Genomic DNA, 17742 nt, shown 5'->3' on the forward strand with positions numbered 1-17742 from the left:
TCACTGATGTCCAAGAAGACGTGACAGGGCGAGGCCATGAGCAACTCCATTACACCCGCAGACATGACCGAAGACGAGGCCCGCGCCGAGCTGGAGCGTTTGGCCAAAGCGCTTTTGCGGGCCAATCGGTTGTACCACGCCGAAGACGCGCCCGAGATTTCGGATGCGGAATACGATTCTCTGAAACGCCGCAATGCCGAGATCGAGGCGCAATTCCCGCACCTGAAACGCGCCGACAGCCCCAGCGAACAGGTCGGCGCCCGGGCCGCAGACGGATTCTCCAAGGTCACCCATGCGATGCGCATGATGTCATTGGGAAATGCCTTTGATGACGAGGACGTAGGCGATTTCGACCGGTCGATCCGAAAATACCTCGGGTTGGCCGCAGGCGCGCCGCTGGCCTTTACGGCGGAACCCAAGATCGACGGTTTGTCCCTGTCCTTGCGTTATGAGGACGGTGAATTGGTTCAGGCCGCAACGCGTGGCGATGGCGAGGTGGGCGAGAATGTCACCGCAAACGCCCGCACGGTTTCGGACATCCCGCAAAGGATCAAAGACGCGCCAGCCGTTCTGGAGGTTCGGGGCGAGGTGTATATGTCCCACGCGGATTTCGATGCGCTCAACCAGCGCCAGACGGAGAGCGGAGGGAAGACATTCGCCAACCCCAGAAACGCGGCCGCCGGGTCCTTGCGACAACTGGATGCGGAAATCACCCGCGCGCGACCTTTAAGGTTTTTTGCCTATGCCTGGGGCGAGGTGTCAGAGCCGCTGGCGGACACTCAGATGGGTGCAATTGAACGGCTAAAGGATTTTGGGTTTTCGACCAATGCCTTGACGCGTCTTTGTAATGCGACAGAAGATATTCTCGCGCATTACCGCGATATTGAAGCGCAGCGTGCAACCCTTGGATATGACATCGATGGGGTCGTCTACAAAGTGAACGACCTGGCGCTGCAAGCACGGTTGGGGTTCCGGTCCACGACGCCTCGCTGGGCCATCGCCCATAAATTCCCCGCCGAACTGGCCTGGACCCGGTTGGAGGCAATCGACATTCAGGTCGGGCGCACCGGTGCCCTCAGCCCCGTGGCGCGCCTGCATCCGGTGACAGTGGGCGGCGTCGTCGTGTCGAACGCCACCTTGCATAATGAGGATTATATTGCGGGTCGGGATGCCAAGGGTGGCACCATCCGAGACGGCAAGGACATTCGGGTCGGCGATTGGGTTCAGGTCTATCGCGCCGGTGACGTGATCCCCAAAGTGGCCGATGTCGATCTGACCAAACGCCCGGCAGACAGTATCGCGTACGCTTTCCCGCAAGAATGCCCCGAATGCGACAGCGCCGCCATCCGCGAAGATGGTGATGCCGTCCGGCGTTGTACAGGTGGGTTGATTTGCCCCGCACAAGCAGTTGAAAAACTAAAGCATTTTGTATCCCGGAAGGCGTTCGATATCGAAGGGCTCGGGGCCAAACAGATTGAGATGTTTCATGGCGATGAGGTTCTGCCGATCAACACTCCGGCAGATATTTTCACGCTGCAGGCGCGCGACGCGGGCAATCTGGCTCGGCTCAAGAACCGGGACGGATGGGGTGAGACGTCGGCCAGGAACCTGTTCGACGCCATTGACGAAAAACGAACCATCGAACTGGGGCGCTTGCTGTTCGCCCTCGGCATTCGCCATGTCGGAGAGGTTGGCGCGCGCGACTTGGCGCTACACTACCTGACCTGGGAGGCTATGGCGCAGGCGATTGATGCGGCCCGCCCGGCCGCACTGGCGCAACGACGCGCCGATCAGGCCGAAGAGGCCGAGCGCATCGCCGCCACCGAAGAAAACCGTCGGGCCCGCGTGAAAGAAGCACGCGACGCTGCAATCGCAACTTCGGATGTACCCGAGGCCGCTGCCACGGCCTGGTCCGATTTGATTGGCATCGACGGCATCGGCGCAACGCTGGGCCTGTCCCTGTCGGATGCCTTTGCCAATTCGGATGAGCGCCGCGCTTTCGATGACCTGATCCGGCATTTGACGATCATATCACCCGACGCCCCTGCATCGGACAGCCCGGTTGCAGGCAAGACGGTCGTCTTCACCGGAACGCTGGAAAAGATGACCCGCGCCGAGGCCAAGGCGAGGGCTGAGGCTTTGGGTGCCAAAGTCTCAGGCTCGGTCAGCAAAAAAACCGATTTGTTGGTGGCCGGGCCCGGGGCAGGATCCAAGGCCAAGAAAGCCGCAGAACTGGGCATCGAAACGCTGGATGAGGATGGCTGGCTGCAGCTGATCTACGGCGCATGAGCGGACGGCCCGAACAACTTTTCCCGCTGTTTGCCGGGTTGGAAACGCTGGAGGGTGTCGGCCCCAAAACCGCACAGGCCATGATGCAAAGCGGGATCGAAAGCCCGCGCGATGTGCTGTTTGGGCTGCCATATGCCGTGGTTGACCGGCGCAGGCGTGACACGATCCAAGGGGCTGATTTGCCGACAACTCTGACGGTTGAGGTGACTGTTGGCCCGCACGGTCCGCCCCGAAACAAGGGCGGGGCCTATCGGATTCATGTCGAGGACAGTCAGGCCGATTTTCAACTCGTGTTCTTTCACGCACGCGGCGACTATCTGAAGAAGGTGCTGCCGCAAGGATCGCGCCGGGTGATCTCGGGCAAGTTGGAGCTGTTCGACGGGATGGCGCAGATGGTGCATCCCGATCACATGCTGCCGGTTGAGCAGGCGCGCGACATTCCCGAATTCGAACCGGTCTATCATTTGACGCAAGGGGTGACGCAGAAAACGGCGTACAAGGCCGCGCGCAGTGCGTTGGCCCGCGCGCCTGAATTGGCCGAATGGATTGATCCGGCACAAGTGGCCCAGCAAAAATGGACAAGCTGGCATGATGCGGTTCACGCCGCCCATCATCCGCAGGGCGCCGATGATGTGGCCGCGTTCTCTCCGGCCCGGGAACGTTTGGCTTATGATGAGCTGTTGGCGCATCAGTTGACCCTGGCTCTGGCGCGTCAGATCGAACGCAAGGCGAGGGGGATCTCCAGCGTTAGCACCGGGGCGTTGCAGTCCAGAGTTCTGCGCAGCCTGCCGTATCGGCCGACCGGGGCGCAAACCCGCGCGATTGAAGAGATCTCGGCCGATATGGCATCTGATCTGCGGATGAACCGGTTGCTGCAGGGCGATGTAGGGGCGGGGAAGACACTGGTCGCGTTCATGGCGCTTCTGATCGCGGTTGAGGCTGGCGGGCAGGGCGTGATGATGGCCCCGACCGAGATTCTGGCCCGTCAGCATCTGGAAGGCCTGCGCCCCTTGGCCGAAGAGGCCGGAGTCGTTCTGGAAATCCTGACCGGACGCGACAAGGGGTCCGAGCGTCGCGCCAAGCTTGAGGCTTTGGCGCGTGGCGATATTCAGATTCTTGTCGGCACCCATGCAGTATTCCAAAGCGACGTGGCATTTAGAAACCTGCGGCTCGCCATCGTTGACGAACAGCACCGGTTCGGGGTGCGTCAACGGATGGAATTGTCTGAAAAAGGGAAGGGCGCCGATGTCTTGGTGATGACCGCGACACCGATCCCGCGCAGTCTGGCGCTGGCGCAATATGGCGACATGGATGTTTCAGTTCTGGACGAAAAGCCGCCCGGGCGAAAGCCGATCAAAACCGCGATTGTCAGCACTGGGCGCATGGATGAGGTCGTCGCCCATCTGCGTCGCGCGATTGATGAGGGGCGACAGTGCTATTGGGTGTGTCCCTTGGTCGACGAATCTGAGGTGTCGGATCTGACCGCGGCCGAAGAACGGTTCAAGCGTCTGCGGGCGGTGTTGGGCGAAGGCATCGTTGGGCTGGTGCATGGTCAGATGCCGCCCGCCGAAAAAGACGCGGCCATGACAGCGTTTCAGAACGGGGACACCAAGGTTCTGGTGGCCACGACGGTCATTGAGGTCGGTGTGAACGTACCCAATGCCACGATCATGGTGATTGAACGGGCCGAGATCTTTGGTCTGGCGCAACTACACCAGCTGCGCGGTCGGGTTGGTCGGGGCGACGCGGATTCGACCTGTTTGCTGATGTATCAAGCGCCGCTCAGCGAAGGCGGGCGCAAGCGGCTGGAAGTGCTGCGCGAGACCGAGGACGGCTTTCGCATCTCGGAAACCGATTTGCAGATGCGCGGGGCGGGCGATCTGATCGGCACGGCGCAATCCGGGTTGCCGAAGTTCCGCATTGCCGATCTGGAGCGGCAGGCCGGGTTGATGGCGGTTGCGCAATCAGATGCCCGCGCGTTGCTGAATGCGGACCCGAAACTGACCTCGGACCGGGGCAAGGCCGCGCGTGTTCTGCTATGGCTTATGAAACAGGATCAGGCGATCCGTTTGATTTCAGTGGGTTAGATCATAAATCCCGTAAAGTTCACAAATGTTCTCAAAAAGTTCTTTACCGACTCGGCAAAATATGAGAACAAAAGGTCAACAAAGGATTAAATCCCTGACCGGAGGTGACCCATGCTGACCCAGATCAAGACAGTCTTTACCCGCTCGCAACCGACGATCCTGCAGGATGCGGTGGGTGTGGCCTCCTTGGTCGTTATGCTGATGGTTGCCCTTCACCTTCCGATTGGATTCTAAGCCTTTCTGCCTGCGCTCTCGTGCCGATTAACCCGCGCCTGTCATCCCCAATACGATCAAGGGTGACCTGCCTGTCCCAAACCCCTTGAAGGGGCCATGCCTCGGCCCCGCGCGGTGTCCCGGACCCCACACGAGAAACGCATTGCCTGCCGCCGCCCTTTCCGCCCGGAAGGTGCGGCGGTTTTTTTATAGCTGACCGGTTTTCATGATTTCCAACATCGCCGACAGCACCGAATTGACTGCGACCGAGGCCAGGATCATTCCCATCACCCGGCTGATAATCGCGGCACCGGAATGTCCGATCAGGCGAATGATCGGCTCGGCCAGCAACATCAGGACAAAGGCAATCACCAGAACCGACAGCATGACCAGCGCGGTAATGCCCTGATCTGCCGCGCTGTAACGGTTGTTGTCGGTCAGGATCACAATCGCCAGCATCGCGCCCGGTGAGGCAAGGGACGGCACGGCAAGCGGAAAGATGGCCGGGTTATGCGTGTGGGTTTTGTCGTCCTTATCATCCTCGGCGGCGCGTTGTTCCATGTCCTGCTTGCTTTCGCCAAAGATCATGGTCAGTGCGAACAGGAACAGGATGATCCCGCCAGCTACTTGAAACGAGTTCAGGCCAATATCCAGCGCCTCGATCAGCAACTGGCCGAACACCAGGAAGAACAGCAAAACGCCGGCGCTGATCAAGGCGGCCAGAACAGCGGTGCGCCGTCGCGCGGCGGCCTCAAGCCCGGCAGTTACGGCAATGAACACAGGAATCGTCCCGATGGGGTCAATCACGACCCACAATGTCACGAAATGTTCGAGTAAATTGTTCACACCCATCTCTCCGCCAAATTGTGACTGACGTTAGACGGGATTGCCGCAAAACGCTACGATCAGGCGCAGTTGGCCTGTTCAGCTTGCGCAATTGCTTCGGCGGTGGCGTCAAGACACAAAAGGATCGAGGCGTGGCGGTTCTTATAGTCCCGCGCGGGTATCAGCACCTCTAACCCGTCAAACGGCGCGTCGGGGACCGGCCCGTCTTTTTTCAGCATCGCAGCCAGTTGATCCCGAGCGGTTTCGATCTGCGCCCGCGTGGCCCCCAATACCGCGTCTCCGACAACCGAAGCCGATGCCTGACCCAATGCACAGGCTTTCACGTCCTGCCCGAAAGCGGCGACTCGGCCATCCTGCACCTTCACGTCAACGGTCACGGTCGAACCGCACAGCGGAGACCGTTTTTTGACCGTCGCATCGGGGTTATCCAGCCGATCCAGATGCGGAATATCCGCCGCGAGCGCCAGAATGCGTCCGGAATAGAGCTTTATCAGATCGTTCTCGCCGCTCATGGCTTTCCCTCGTTGCGTGTTCCCCATACATAGTGGTCAGCCCCCGGGATGCAAAAGGTTTTTGTCATGTCTGACCCTGTCGTGTTTGACCCATCGACTTTGAAATATAACGAGGCTGGGTTGATCCCCGCCATCGCGCAGGATCACACATCCGGCGAGGTGCTGATGATGGCCTGGATGAATGCGCAGGCGGTGGAACGCACGTTGGAAACAGGGCGCGTCACCTATTGGTCGCGGTCGCGGCAGTCCTTCTGGATCAAGGGTGAGTCTTCGGGACACACTCAGGAACTGGTCGATTTCCGTGTCGATTGTGACAGGGACTGCCTGTTGGTTCTTGTTGATCAGAAAGGTCCCGCTTGTCACACCAACCGGCGCAGCTGTTTCTATACGGCCATTCGGGACGGAGATGAGACCGAGTTGATGAAACCGATGGAGTGAATGGCGCAAGCGCCATGCCTTCGGCGAGAGTATTTTTAAAAAGATGAAGCGCGGTCAGAGGCCGACCATGACGCGGATGTCCTGAGGCGACGCACCTTCGGATCGGTATTTTGAGATCGCGCGCGCGTCGTCGCGTTTTGCCAGCCGTTTTCCATTTTCGTCCCGGACAAGGTCGTGGTGGAGGTATTCAGGCGTCGGCAGGTCCAAAAGGGCTTGCAGCAGCACATGGATGCGGGTGGCTTCGAACAGGTCCTGCCCACGGATAACCCGTGTGATGCCTTGCTCGGCATCGTCCAGCACGACGGACAGATGGTAGGATGTGCCCATTCCCCGGCGCGCGAGGACCACGTCACCGATGGTTTCGGTCAATTCTTTGGGTGTGAAGGTGACAGTACCCGTTTCGCCGTTTGGCCCCTGGCCGAATTCGGCAAATTGACCTGCAGTGGGGTTTTTATCGAAGACGTGGCGCGCGGCTTTGGCCATGTCCAGTCGTAGTGCCTCGGTCCTTGGTCGGGGCGATGTTCCCCGCGTTTGGGGGCGGTTCCGGCAGGTTCCGGGATAGATCAAACCGTCCGGACCAAGCAGCGGCGCGCCCTCTTGCGGGGCGCTGACCGCCGCCCCGATGTCTTTGCGGTTGCAAGTGCAGGGATAAAGAAAGCCGCGTTGCCAGAGGCTGTCCAAAGCCGCGTCATAGATGGATTGCCGCTGCGACTGGCGCAGCGTCGGCTCGGGCCAGTCAAGGCCCAGCCAATGCAGGTCGTCATAGATCTGCTCTTCCCAGTGAGGCCGGGATCGGGATTGGTCGATATCTTCGATCCGCAGCAGAAAGGCACCGCCCTCGGCAGCCGCCATGTCACTGGCCAGCAGCGCCGAATAGGCGTGACCCAGATGAAGGGGACCCGTCGGAGAAGGCGCGAAGCGCGTGGTAAAAATCACGTTTTTTCTAATACATACACGTCAGATTTCATGTCCAGGCCGGGTAAATGCGGGCCATGTTCCCGGAACAGAAGACGCGCAGCCCCCATATCGAGCCAGTCGTTCAATCGTGACGTGTAGCTGTGATCCGCAAGCGTATGATCGTTAAAGGAAAAGGCCAGCTTTCCACCCTTGGGAAGCGCGTGCATAAGCATGTCCAGAGTTTCCGGCGGAGCGGCCCCCGAACCAATCACACCGATAGCCGTGATCGCCGCATAGGCATCTGGGGTCAACGGTGCGGGTTCGGTAATTTCAAAGCTCTTGAGATCCCGGTAAACAGCTTTGTCGCGCGCAACCTTCAGCATGTTTTCGGTTGGGTCCATGCCATCAAGCACTTCGAACCCGGCCTTGCGAAGCGCGACGCCGGACAGGCCGGTGCCACAGCCGTAATCCAGAACTGGCGTCAGGGGTTCCGGCATTTTCGACCAGAGCGCCTGGGCCACGCGGTCGGGGGTGGCATAGCCTTGCTCGGCCACCTCGGCCTCGTAGGTCGCGGCCCATTTCTGATAGTGGGCTTCGGTTTGTTCGGGTGTTTCCAGATCGTAGGTGCTTTTAAAGAATTCGTCGCTCATAACCACATGGTAGGCTGATCAACGGCGTCGCGTCCAGTCAGCACGCGGCCAGCCAGTTGGTCCATTCTTCTTTGGCGCGATCCGTGTAGGCTTTGTAACGGTCTTTGCGTCCGCGACGGCCGCCTTTCAGGCCATCGACAGGGCGGAACAGGCCGAAATTCACGTTCATGGGCTGAAAGGTCTTTGCCTCGGCCCCGCCGGTGATGTGGTGGATCAAGGCCCCCATGGCACTGTCTTGCGGTACGGTGGGTAGGGTGCGCCCCAAGATTTCGGCAGCAGCCAATCGGCCAGCAAGCAAACCCATCGCGGCGCTTTCGACATACCCCTCGACCCCGGTGATCTGACCGGCAAAGCGGATATTCGGTTTGGTTTTCAACCGCATCTGCGCGTCCAGCAACGTGGGCGAGTTGATAAACGTATTGCGGTGAATACCGCCCAAACGTGCGAAACTGGCGTTTTCAAGCCCGGGGATCATGCGGAACACCTCGGTCTGTGCGCCGTATTTCATCTTGGTCTGGAAACCCACAATGTTGAACAGCGTGCCCAAGGCATTGTCGCGACGCAATTGCACCACCGCATGAGGTTTCACGTCCGGCTGATGCGGATTGGTCAGGCCGACAGGCTTCATCGGACCGTGGCGCAGGGTTTCGCGACCACGCTCGGACATCACCTCGATCGGCAGACAGCCGTCAAAGTAACCTGCGGTCTCGCCTTCGTGGAACTCGGTCTTGTCGGCGGCCAGCAGGGCATCGATGAACGCTTCATACTGATCGCGGTCCATCGGGCAATTCAGATAGGCCGTACGTTCCTCTTCCGTCTCGCCCTTGTCATAGCGTGACTGCATCCAGGCCTGACTCATGTCGATGCTGTCAGCGTAGACAATGGGGGCAATGGCATCGAAGAAGGCCAGCGAGTCCGCACCGGTCTCGGCCCGGATTGCCTCACCCAAAGCCGGAGAGGTCAGGGGGCCGGTGGCAAAGATCCAATGCCCGTCATCGGGAAGGGTCGTGACCTCTTCGTCCGTCACGGTTACACGGGGATGGGCGCGCAGCTTGGCGGTGACATCCTCGGCAAACGGATCGCGATCGACGGCCAGTGCGCCCCCGGCGGGCAGGCGGTGCGCATCGGCGGTGGTCATGATTAGGCCGTTCGCGGCACGCATTTCCCAATGCAGCAGGCCCACGGCGTTTTGTTCGTCATCGTCGGACCGGAAGGAATTCGAACACACCATCTCGGCCAGATTGCCGGTCTGGTGCGCGAAAGTGCCGACATTGGGGCGCATTTCATGGATCACAACATCCACGCCCATCTCGGCGGCTTGCCATGCGGCCTCGGACCCGGCCATGCCGCCGCCCACGATATGCAAAACTTGTGTCATGCGCTGCCACATAGGGCAGGGGGCTGGCAGACGCAACTCAACCCTGTCAGTGGCTTCGAATTTTATGGGAGGGTCTTGGGGTCGCCGCTGCGGGAATGTCAACGCCGGTGAGAGAAACCAGCTTGGAGGGACCTTCCGCCCACGGCGACCCAAAAGTGTACCTGAGGCCTCAGCCTCGTCTCAGCTTTGCCACAGTGTCGCCCTTTTGAAAAGTGCAAAAATGAAAACAGTGGCAAAAAATGTACCTAACAATTGCGTCATTGCGTCCAATTCGGGGGGCGTTTCTCAATAAAGGCGGAAATGCCTTCTTCTGTGTCCCGATGCAGCATATTCTGCGCCATTACCTCTCCGGTATAGGTATAGGCCTGATCCAGCGGCATCTGAAGCTGTTGATAAAACGCCTCTTTTCCGATTTTAACGGCCGTTCCCAGCTTGCTGCCCAATTGCTCGGCCAATGAGATCGTTTCATGCTCCAGCAACATTTCTGGCACAACACGATTGACCAGACCCAATTCCGCGGCCCGTTCAGCCGAGATGAAATCACCCGTTGTCAGCATCTCAAACGCATGTTTTCTGGGGATATTGCGGCTGAGCGCGACCATGGGGGTCGAGCAGAACAGCCCGATATTCACACCATTCACGCCAAATCGCGTGCCCTCGGCAGCGACCGCCAGATCACAGGTTGCCACCAACTGACAGCCCGCAGCCGTGGCGATGCCGTGCACTTGCGCGATAACCGGTTGCGGAAGTGTCTGAATGGACATCATCATTTTGGCGCAACGCGCGAACAGGTCCTGGAAATAGGCCTTGCCGCCATCCTCGGACTGGCGTCCTGCGGTCATCTGTTTCAGGTCGTGCCCGGCACAAAAGGCCTTGCCCGCGCCCGACAGCGTGATCGCTCGAATCGAGCTGTCCTCGCGCAGCGCGTCGAATTCGGATTGAAGGGCCGCCAGCATCTCATCGCTCAGGGCATTCAGCCTGTCAGGTGCGTTCAGTTTCAACTGAGCAACCGCGCCTGTGTCGTTACGTTCCAAAATTGCCATCTTGCCCTCCCGCTGGCTGTTGGTCCAACTCTAGGGCGCGACGTTCAGGAGGGGAAGTATGGGTTTAGCGCTGCAGAAGGACGAACTGTCACAATACCTTCACCAGGTATTTCCGCAGGTGAAACAGGATTTTGTTGTCGAGGACCTGACCGAAGACAGTGTGACCATGCGGATGATGGTGGCCGAGCGTCACTTGCGCCCCGGTGGCACCGTATCTGGCCCGTCCATTTTCAGCCTGGCGGATGTCAGCGTCTATGCGATGGTTTTGGCGCGCAAGGGGCGTCAATCCCTGGCTGTTACCACCAACGGATCCTTGGATTTTCTGCGCAAACCGGAAGGCGGCAAGGATCTGATAGCCGAATGCCGGTTGTTGAAACTGGGGCGCAGCCTAGCGGTCGGGGATGTGCTGATCTTCTCGGAAGGGTCGAACAAGCCTGTGGCGCGGGCCAATATGACCTATTCCATCCCGCCCGAAGGTTCGGCTGCGGCGAAATTCGGTTGAAAAAGGGCCGGGGACGAACCCCGGCCTAGGAAGAGGTCCCGTGATGGGACTGGGGATAATTCAAAGCTGCCAGAAATAGCGTTTTACTTCGCGTGTGGCTTGCATGCGGGTCAAACCCACATCTTCAAGCAGCCTGTCATCCAGATAGCTCAGGTTAATACGACTGCGACGACGGCGTTCCCATTGAGTGACCGCCGCCGCAAACCGCACGGCCAGCGCGGCGATCAGCGGCAGCCGGGGGCTGTCGTTCAGCAGCAAGAGGGCGGGGTTGTGCATTGTGCGTGTCATCTCAGTATTCCTTTCAAATTGTATTGACACAAAGTATTATTGTTCGGTACAGTTGCTTGATACATTTGATATTGTGTCAAATGCAAAGGAAGAATTGTAATGGATACAATTTGGCCAGAGGCGCTACCGAAATCCAAGGGACCGAAGTATACTCTGGTCGCTGATACAATACGAAAAGCCATCGAAAGCAAAACGTTAGACATCGGAACCAAGCTGCCGCCGGTGCGTGAGCTGGCGTATCGATTGAAAATCACTCCGGGCACAGTTGCGCGGGCTTATACGATTTTGACGGACGAAGGCTTGCTACAAGCCGAGGTTGGGCGTGGTACATTCGTGGCCCCGCCAAAATCACCGATTCTGGACGATGTCTGGGCGCGGCAGCTGCATCTGCGGGACGATAAGTACAATGCCAATGTCAGCCTGTTTAGTCCTCGTTTGGCAGATGCCGGGCAGGTGGCGTTGATCCGGGAGTGTCTGCAAAAGGTCTCGCAAGCCGATCCGGGGCTGTTTTTGAATTATCCAACGCGCGATGCCTATCAACCGATGCGTCAGGCGGTTGTCGACTGGTTGTCGGACTTGCCTTTGGGTGCCGTCTCGCATGACGACATTGTACTGACCCACGGCGGTCAGAACGGGCTGTGTCTTGTGTTCCAGACAATCCTGCGCGGTCCAAAGCCGACTGTTCTGGTCGAAGATCTGTCTTATGCCGGGTTCCGACGGGCCGGAGAGCTAATGCGGGCCGAGGTCATTGGTGTGAAAATGGACAAATGGGGCATCGACCCGCAAGCGATGGAGCATGTGCTGCGGCAGAACCAGGCACAGGCTGTTTGCGTCTCGCCCGAAGTGCAAAACCCAACCGGCGCACATACGCCATTGGAGCGGCGCAAGGAGGTTGTCGAAGTGGCCCGCCGTTTCGATCTGCAAATCGTCGAGGACGATTGTTATCGTATGGGCGACGCCCGCGAACCCAGCTATCGCGCTTTGGCACCGGAACGGGGTTGGCATGTCTCGTCAATCTCAAAGACCCTGACCCCGGCCTTGCGGGTCGGGTTTGCCATTGCTCCGAAGGAACGCAGCGTGGATCTGCGACGCTCGGCGGAATACGGGTATTTCGGTCTGGCGCAGCCGCTTGCGGAACTCACCCGGTTGATCCTGTCCGATCCCCGCACCCGTCAGATCGCGCAGGACGTACGGTCCTGTATGGGCGAATACGTGCGGGTGACGGTGAATGCGCTGGGGGGCTTTGATCTGAACTGGGCGCCGGATGTGCCCTTTGTCTGGCTGAACCTGCCATCCGGCTGGCGCGCCGCCGCGTTCAGCCGCGCGGCTGAGCGGGAAGGGATACAGTTGCGATCCGCGGATGAGTTCGCCCTGCGTGACGGGCGCGCGCCGAACGCTGTGCGTATCGCAATGAACGGTCACGTCTCATTGCAACGGTTCGAGGATGCCATGCTGCGGCTGCGGGCACTGCTGGACAATCCACCTGAACAAATCAGCGTCTAAGCGGTTACAACTCGTCCAGGTAATCCTCGGCCAGATCGGCGATTTCCTTTTGCTTGTCGGTGCCATTGATGACCCGTCGCGCCTCAAGAAAATCGGTCTTTCCCTTCGACACGTAATCTTCAAGCTTTCGCCCCGTGAATGTGCCGATCTTCATACCATGAGCGATGGTGAACAGGGACGCGTCGTGCCGAAGGGCCAGATCGGGGTCGCCGACAAGATCAAGCCCCAGAATACTGGAATACACCTTGTAGTTATTCTCCCAGGTCAGTTGCACATAGCCGCGTCCGTAATAGGGATAGTAGCGAAAGTTGTCCCTCCGCCACTTTTCGCTGAGCCAGTAGGCTTCCTTTACCGGTTCGAAAGTGTGCCCGGTTTCCCACTGCGCGGTTGCAAGGCCGTAGGCGATCTGGGTCTTCAATCCCAAACCGATAAAGCGGAACATGGCGGCGATGCTGTCTTTGACGTCATCTTTGCTGTCGGCGGGCATTGCGAAAATTGTGCGCAGCCGCTTGGCCTTTTTCTTCAGGTGATCGATCACAGCATCAGAGACAACCGAGGGATGGCCATTTCCGATGTCCTGCACCAGTTCGGCAAAGGCGTTTCGGGTTTTGGGTCCGATCAACCCATCTGCTTCGCCAAGGGGGTGGGCGCAGATGGCCAACCCTCTTTGAACGGCGGCCAGTCGGGTTTTGTTCAGGTCATCCAGTCGTGTACCCGGATCGATTTTGTCTAACGCGGACAGGTCCAGCATGTTCCCCTCCTGAAATATGTGCTTGCGATGCAATCGCGTTTTGGAAACTGTCAGAAATTGAAAAATAGGGCAGCAGGATACTGCGCGAGGTGGAATTTAGATGGGGTAAAATAATACCTATTTTTTAACACTTTGTAATTACGTCATAAAATAAGGTTTTCGGTTGTTGACGCGGCATTCCCGCGCGACTAAAACCCGTCCATCGAATTCGGGCCGCTCCGCTGGGGCGGTCTTTCACATCAAACAGGACTATCCTGCCATGAAAACCTTTTCTGCAACACCTGCAGACATCGACAAGAAATGGATCCTGATCGACGCCGAGGGCGTTGTTCTGGGCCGTCTTGCCTCGATCGTCGCCATGCGCCTGCGTGGCAAGCACAAAGCGTCGTTCACCCCGAACATGGACATGGGCGACAATGTCATCGTGATCAACGCTGACAAAATCCAGATGACCGGCAAGAAGCGCGAAGAGAACTTCTACTGGCACACTGGCCACCCGGGCGGCATCAAGTCGCGCACCAAACAGCAGATCCTGGAAGGTGCACACCCCGAGCGCGTTGTGACCCAGGCGGTCAAGCGCATGCTGCCGGGCAACCGTCTGGCGCGCCAGCAGATGACCAACCTGCGCGTTTATGCCGGTGCCGAGCACCCTCATGAGGCGCAAGCGCCCGAAGTTCTGGACGTCAAGTCCATGAACAAGAAAAACACCCGGAGCTAATGACCGATGGCTGATCAGATCAATACTCTCGAAGAGCTGAGCGCCGTCGCAGGCGTCGAAACCGTAGTCGAAGAAGTCATCGCACGTGAACCCGTGCGTGACGAACTGGGCCGTTCGTATGCCACCGGCAAGCGTAAAGACGCTGTTGCCCGCGTTTGGATCAAGCCGGGTTCCGGCAAGGTCACCGTGAACGGCAAAGACCAGGACAAGTACTTCGCGCGTCCCGTTCTGCAGCTGATCCTGCGCCAGCCGTTCCAGGTTGCCGGCGTGGAAGGTGAGTTTGACGTTGTTGCAACCGTCAAAGGCGGTGGCCTGACCGGTCAGGCCGGTGCGGTCAAGCACGGCATCTCGAAAGCGCTGCAACTGTACGATCCGTCGCTGCGCGGCGCTCTGAAAGCCGCTGGCTTCCTGACCCGCGACAGCCGCGTTGTGGAACGTAAGAAATACGGTAAGCGCAAAGCGCGTCGTTCGTTCCAGTTCTCGAAGCGTTAATCGCTGCGGAATACGACATTCGAAGGGCTCGCATTTGCGAGCCCTTTTTCTTTGCGATTACTCTTCGTAGACCAGTTTCCACGCCCCGTTTTCGACCACGTTCACAAAGACCGTGTCCGCGCCCTGATGGTCATCCGGGCCGTAGGTGATGTGGTTACCGACCAGTTCGTCGGTGTAGTCCAGCGACTCCATTGCCGCGATAAAGCTTTCATGGGTCAGGTCCGGACCGGCGGCCTCTAGCGCCTTGACCATCATTTCCGCAGCGGAATAGCCCAGCATCGCAAAGCCAACCGGATCTTCACCCGTTGCGGCCTTGTATTCCTCGATAAACGCAGCCGGCGCAGGTTCGTCGGCGCGTGCCCAAAGATCCTTCCACGACGCCGCCGCGTAGAAACCGTCGGTCACACCGCCCGGCACCTGCGCGACAACGGTCAGGAAGCTGGCCGAGGTGCCCAGGAATTTCATGTCGGTCAGGCCCATTTTCTTGGCAGTCCCAACGACCGTGATCGCCTGCCGTACGCCAAGCGCCATGGTGACGATGTCGCAGCCTTCTTCCTTGAGTTTGCTTAGCGAGCCGACAAAGTCCGTCTCATCCGGCTTGTGGGTGGTTTCTGCGACAAAGGAAATCCCGGCTTCTTCAGCTCCGGCTTTGCTGCCTTCCAGAATTTCCTCTCCAAAATCGGTGGGAAGATACATGGTGCAGACAGATTGTGATCCAAACTCACCGTTGAGGTATTTCACGCCAACCCGGGCCTGATCATAATAGGTCGAGAAGGATGTGAACTTATTGTCCATCGGTTCCTGCAGCATCTGCCGCGCGGCGGTAAGAGGGGCAACGTTGGGAATACCTTTGGGGTCCAGCAACTTGAACCCGGCCAGGTTCATCGGTGTGCCCAGCGATTGCAGCATGGCAAACACCTTGTCGCGGTTCAGCAGCTTGTTATAGCCCTGCATCGCGCGCGGCATCTGATAGCCATTGTCCTCGACCACATAGCGGATCGTGCGACCATGCACGCCACCTGCGGCATTCACTCGATCAAAGACCACATTCGCGCCTTTGGTGGCCGGAACACCCACGGCGGCGAAAATACCGCTCAGATCATTGACCGAGCCGATCACGATCTCATCGTCGGTGACCCCTTGCGTTTGCGCCCAACCCATCGTTGCCGCTGCAGTCAGCGCCGCAGCAACAGTCAGCCGGTTCCTCAGCTTGCTCATCTTTCTCCTCCCGTTTTATCCCTTGGTTAACTGTACATATCTTCAATCAAATGTGCGTGTTTCTTTTCTACCAGCCCTCGTTTCAACTTCATCGTGGCAGTCAGTTCATCGTCTTCTGCCGTCAACAATACATCGATCAGGCGGAAATCCTTGATCTGCTCTACCCGCGCGAAATCGGAATTGACTGAGGCGACTTCGGCACCGATCAGGTCCTTGATTTCGGTTGCCGCGCAAAGTGATGAGAAGTTCGAGAAGGGGATTTTGCGGTCCTGCGCAAATTTCTCGACGTTTTCCTGATCGATCATGATTAGCGCGGTCAGGTATTTGCGCTGATCACCCACGATCACCGCGTCCGAGATATAGTGGCTGAACTTCAATCGGCTTTCGATTTCAGCCGGGGTGATATTCTTGCCGCCCGCCGTGATGATAATGTCCTTCATCCGACCGGTGATCGAAAGAAACCCGTCCTCGTCAATTTTCCCGACATCGCCGGTGCGCAGCCAACCGTCGGTGGTAAAGCTTTCAGCGGTTTTGGCGTTGTTGCGCCAGTAGCCCTGAAAGACATTCAGGCCCTTTACCTGAATTTCCCCGTCGTCCGAGATACGCATGGCACACCCCTCGACCGCGCGGCCAATGGTGCCGACGCGGTTGTCTTCGATCGTGTTCAGGGATGCCAGACCCGAGGTCTCGGTCATGCCAAACCCTTCGATCAACGGGACACCAATGGCCCAGTACCATTTCAGCAGATCAGGTGAGATCGGCGCCGCCCCGGACCCGCCGCGGCGCATTTTGTCCATGCCCAGCATCCGCCGCAGATTGCGCAGCACCAGATGATCCCAGACCCAGAACCGCGCGGCAATACTGGTTGGGACAGGCTGGCCTGTCGTCAGGTACTCGGCCCTTGCCAACCCGGCCTTTACCGCCAGACCAAAGGCCAACCGGCCCAGCGGCGTGGCATCCTGCGACATGATCTGTACCTGCGCATAGATCTTCTCCCACACACGGGGAACAGCGGTGAATGTGGTGGGCGAGACCTCTTGCAGGTTGGCGAACACCGTTTCCGGGCTTTCGGCGAAATTGACGGTGCAGCGGGCGGCCAAGGGGAAAAAGACGGAAACATCCCGTTCGAGAATATGGCACAGGGGCAGGAAGCAGAGCTGCTCGTCGCTGGCCAGGGTCGGCAGCGCCCTTGCACCGCATTCGATACCGGCCAGAATGTTCTCGTGACTCAGCATCGCGCCTTTTGGTTGGCCAGTGGTGCCCGAGGTGTAGACCAGCAAGGCGGTGTCCTGCGGTTTGGCAAGGGCAATTTCGGCCTCGAACCGGCTCGGATCTTCGGCTTCGGCCTGTTTGCCAAGCGCATAGAGGTCTTCGATCATCATACAGCGGGGATGATCCAGATCGTGCAGACCTTCGTCTTCCAGAATGATGACCTTCAGCAGCCCCGGAACCTCGTCTTCGACCTCAAGAAACTTGTCCAGTTGTTCTTCATTCTCGACAACCAGAAACCGGCTATCGCTGTCATTGATCAGGTATTGCACCTGTTTGGCCGCGTCAGTGGTGTAGATTCCGGAAGAAATACCCCCAACGCCTTGGATGCCCATATCGAACCAGGCCCATTCCTTACGGTCCTCGGACAGGATCGAGACCACTTCGCCGCGCTCAAGCCCAAGTTTGCGCAGCGCCAGACCGATCCATTTGGCGTGTTGCCAATAGTCGGTCCACGAATAGGACTTCCAGATGCCCAGATCCTTTTCCCGATGGGCCGAGCGATCACCCAGTTCCGCGCAGCGGCTTTGGAAAAGGTCCGAGATCGTGATGCAGCCATCCACGCGCACGGGGCGCTGACCGGGCGTTGCGTTCAACTGCACGCCGTTGATCGTGATCTGAGGGGGCAGGGGGGTGCTGTCCATCCGT

General features: G+C 58.6%; 17 protein-coding genes and 1 pseudogene. 8 read left to right on the plus strand and 10 right to left on the minus strand.

What is annotated here, in order from left to right; genetic code table 11:
• Positions 1-36: 36 nt before the first annotated feature.
• The 3 genes from ligA (at position 37) to ACR0KX_RS07300 (ending at position 4610) form a co-directional block, all read left to right on the plus strand.
• Complete coding sequence (gene ligA / locus ACR0KX_RS07290; protein WP_480708181.1) at positions 37-2289, plus strand: NAD-dependent DNA ligase LigA; 2253 nt, start codon at positions 37-39, stop codon at positions 2287-2289.
• Entirely contained in the window at positions 2286-4376 is a 2091-nt protein-coding gene (gene recG / locus ACR0KX_RS07295; RefSeq protein WP_170621788.1) for an ATP-dependent DNA helicase RecG, read from the plus strand. The genes ligA and recG overlap by 4 nt, the downstream gene beginning before the upstream one ends.
• Positions 4377-4487: 111 nt before the next feature.
• Positions 4488-4610: a hypothetical protein gene (locus ACR0KX_RS07300; RefSeq protein ID WP_480581227.1), complete on the plus strand. Its 123-nt coding sequence runs from the start codon at positions 4488-4490 to the stop codon at positions 4608-4610.
• Between the two features lie 186 nt (positions 4611-4796).
• Here ACR0KX_RS07300 and ACR0KX_RS07305 read toward each other — a convergent pair whose 3' ends face one another.
• Entirely contained in the window at positions 4797-5435 is a 639-nt protein-coding gene (locus tag ACR0KX_RS07305; protein WP_170450764.1) for a MarC family protein, read from the minus strand.
• A 59-nt stretch (positions 5436-5494) separates the two neighbouring features.
• Positions 5495-5947: an iron-sulfur cluster assembly scaffold protein gene (locus ACR0KX_RS07310; RefSeq protein ID WP_170450762.1), complete on the minus strand. Its 453-nt coding sequence runs from the start codon at positions 5945-5947 to the stop codon at positions 5495-5497.
• Positions 5948-5995: 48 nt separating this feature from the next.
• Here ACR0KX_RS07310 and hisI point away from each other — a divergent pair, with 48 nt between their 5' ends.
• Positions 5996-6385: a phosphoribosyl-AMP cyclohydrolase gene (hisI, locus tag ACR0KX_RS07315; RefSeq protein ID WP_170450760.1), complete on the plus strand. Its 390-nt coding sequence runs from the start codon at positions 5996-5998 to the stop codon at positions 6383-6385.
• Positions 6386-6439: 54 nt separating this feature from the next.
• Here hisI and gluQRS read toward each other — a convergent pair whose 3' ends face one another.
• The 4 genes and pseudogenes from gluQRS to ACR0KX_RS07335 all read right to left on the minus strand — a co-directional run.
• A complete protein-coding gene (gene gluQRS, locus ACR0KX_RS07320; RefSeq protein WP_170450758.1) occupies positions 6440-7321 on the minus strand; it encodes a tRNA glutamyl-Q(34) synthetase GluQRS in 882 nt (293 codons plus the stop codon).
• Entirely contained in the window at positions 7318-7932 is a 615-nt protein-coding gene (locus ACR0KX_RS07325) for a methyltransferase domain-containing protein (protein WP_170450756.1), read from the minus strand. Before ACR0KX_RS07325 ends, gluQRS begins: the two co-directional genes overlap by 4 nt.
• Before the next feature lie 37 nt (positions 7933-7969).
• A complete protein-coding gene (trmFO, locus tag ACR0KX_RS07330; protein ID WP_170450754.1) occupies positions 7970-9310 on the minus strand; it encodes a methylenetetrahydrofolate--tRNA-(uracil(54)-C(5))-methyltransferase (FADH(2)-oxidizing) TrmFO in 1341 nt (446 codons plus the stop codon).
• Between the two features lie 257 nt (positions 9311-9567).
• Positions 9568-10362 (minus strand): annotated as a pseudogene (locus ACR0KX_RS07335) (enoyl-CoA hydratase); the annotation flags it as partial.
• 49 nt (positions 10363-10411) lie between these two features.
• On the opposite strand from ACR0KX_RS07335, the gene ACR0KX_RS07340 reads away from it, so the two are divergent.
• On the plus strand, positions 10412-10855 hold the full coding sequence (locus tag ACR0KX_RS07340) for a PaaI family thioesterase (RefSeq protein WP_170450751.1): 444 nt from the start codon (positions 10412-10414) through the stop codon (positions 10853-10855).
• Positions 10856-10915: 60 nt separating this feature from the next.
• Here ACR0KX_RS07340 and ACR0KX_RS07345 read toward each other — a convergent pair whose 3' ends face one another.
• Entirely contained in the window at positions 10916-11143 is a 228-nt protein-coding gene (locus ACR0KX_RS07345) for a YjiS-like domain-containing protein (RefSeq protein WP_170450749.1), read from the minus strand.
• A 99-nt stretch (positions 11144-11242) separates the two neighbouring features.
• On the opposite strand from ACR0KX_RS07345, the gene ACR0KX_RS07350 reads away from it, so the two are divergent.
• Positions 11243-12646: an aminotransferase-like domain-containing protein gene (locus ACR0KX_RS07350; protein ID WP_170621790.1), complete on the plus strand. Its 1404-nt coding sequence runs from the start codon at positions 11243-11245 to the stop codon at positions 12644-12646.
• Positions 12647-12650: 4 nt separating this feature from the next.
• Here ACR0KX_RS07350 and ACR0KX_RS07355 read toward each other — a convergent pair whose 3' ends face one another.
• Positions 12651-13397 carry a glycoside hydrolase family 19 protein gene (locus ACR0KX_RS07355; protein WP_170621791.1) on the minus strand — a complete coding sequence of 249 codons (747 nt, stop codon included), beginning with the start codon at positions 13395-13397 and terminating at the stop codon, positions 12651-12653.
• 259 nt (positions 13398-13656) lie between these two features.
• Between ACR0KX_RS07355 and rplM the strand changes: the two genes are divergently transcribed.
• Both rplM and rpsI read left to right on the plus strand, forming a co-directional pair.
• The gene (gene rplM, locus ACR0KX_RS07360; RefSeq protein WP_039536983.1) at positions 13657-14115 is read left to right on the plus strand and encodes a 50S ribosomal protein L13; all 459 of its coding nucleotides are present in this window, start codon (positions 13657-13659) and stop codon (positions 14113-14115) included.
• Positions 14116-14121: 6 nt separating this feature from the next.
• On the plus strand, positions 14122-14607 hold the full coding sequence (gene rpsI / locus ACR0KX_RS07365) for a 30S ribosomal protein S9 (protein ID WP_170518545.1): 486 nt from the start codon (positions 14122-14124) through the stop codon (positions 14605-14607).
• 57 nt (positions 14608-14664) lie between these two features.
• Here the strand turns inward: rpsI and ACR0KX_RS07370 are convergent, their stop codons facing one another.
• Together ACR0KX_RS07370 and ACR0KX_RS07375 are read right to left on the minus strand one after the other, a co-directional pair.
• Complete coding sequence (locus ACR0KX_RS07370) at positions 14665-15825, minus strand: ABC transporter substrate-binding protein (RefSeq protein WP_170621792.1); 1161 nt, start codon at positions 15823-15825, stop codon at positions 14665-14667.
• A 26-nt stretch (positions 15826-15851) separates the two neighbouring features.
• The gene (locus ACR0KX_RS07375; RefSeq protein WP_480708186.1) at positions 15852-17738 is read right to left on the minus strand and encodes an AMP-dependent synthetase/ligase; all 1887 of its coding nucleotides are present in this window, start codon (positions 17736-17738) and stop codon (positions 15852-15854) included.
• Between the last annotated feature and the right edge of the window lie 4 nt (positions 17739-17742).

It is taken from the genome of Ruegeria sp. BG5 (assembly GCF_056538425.1).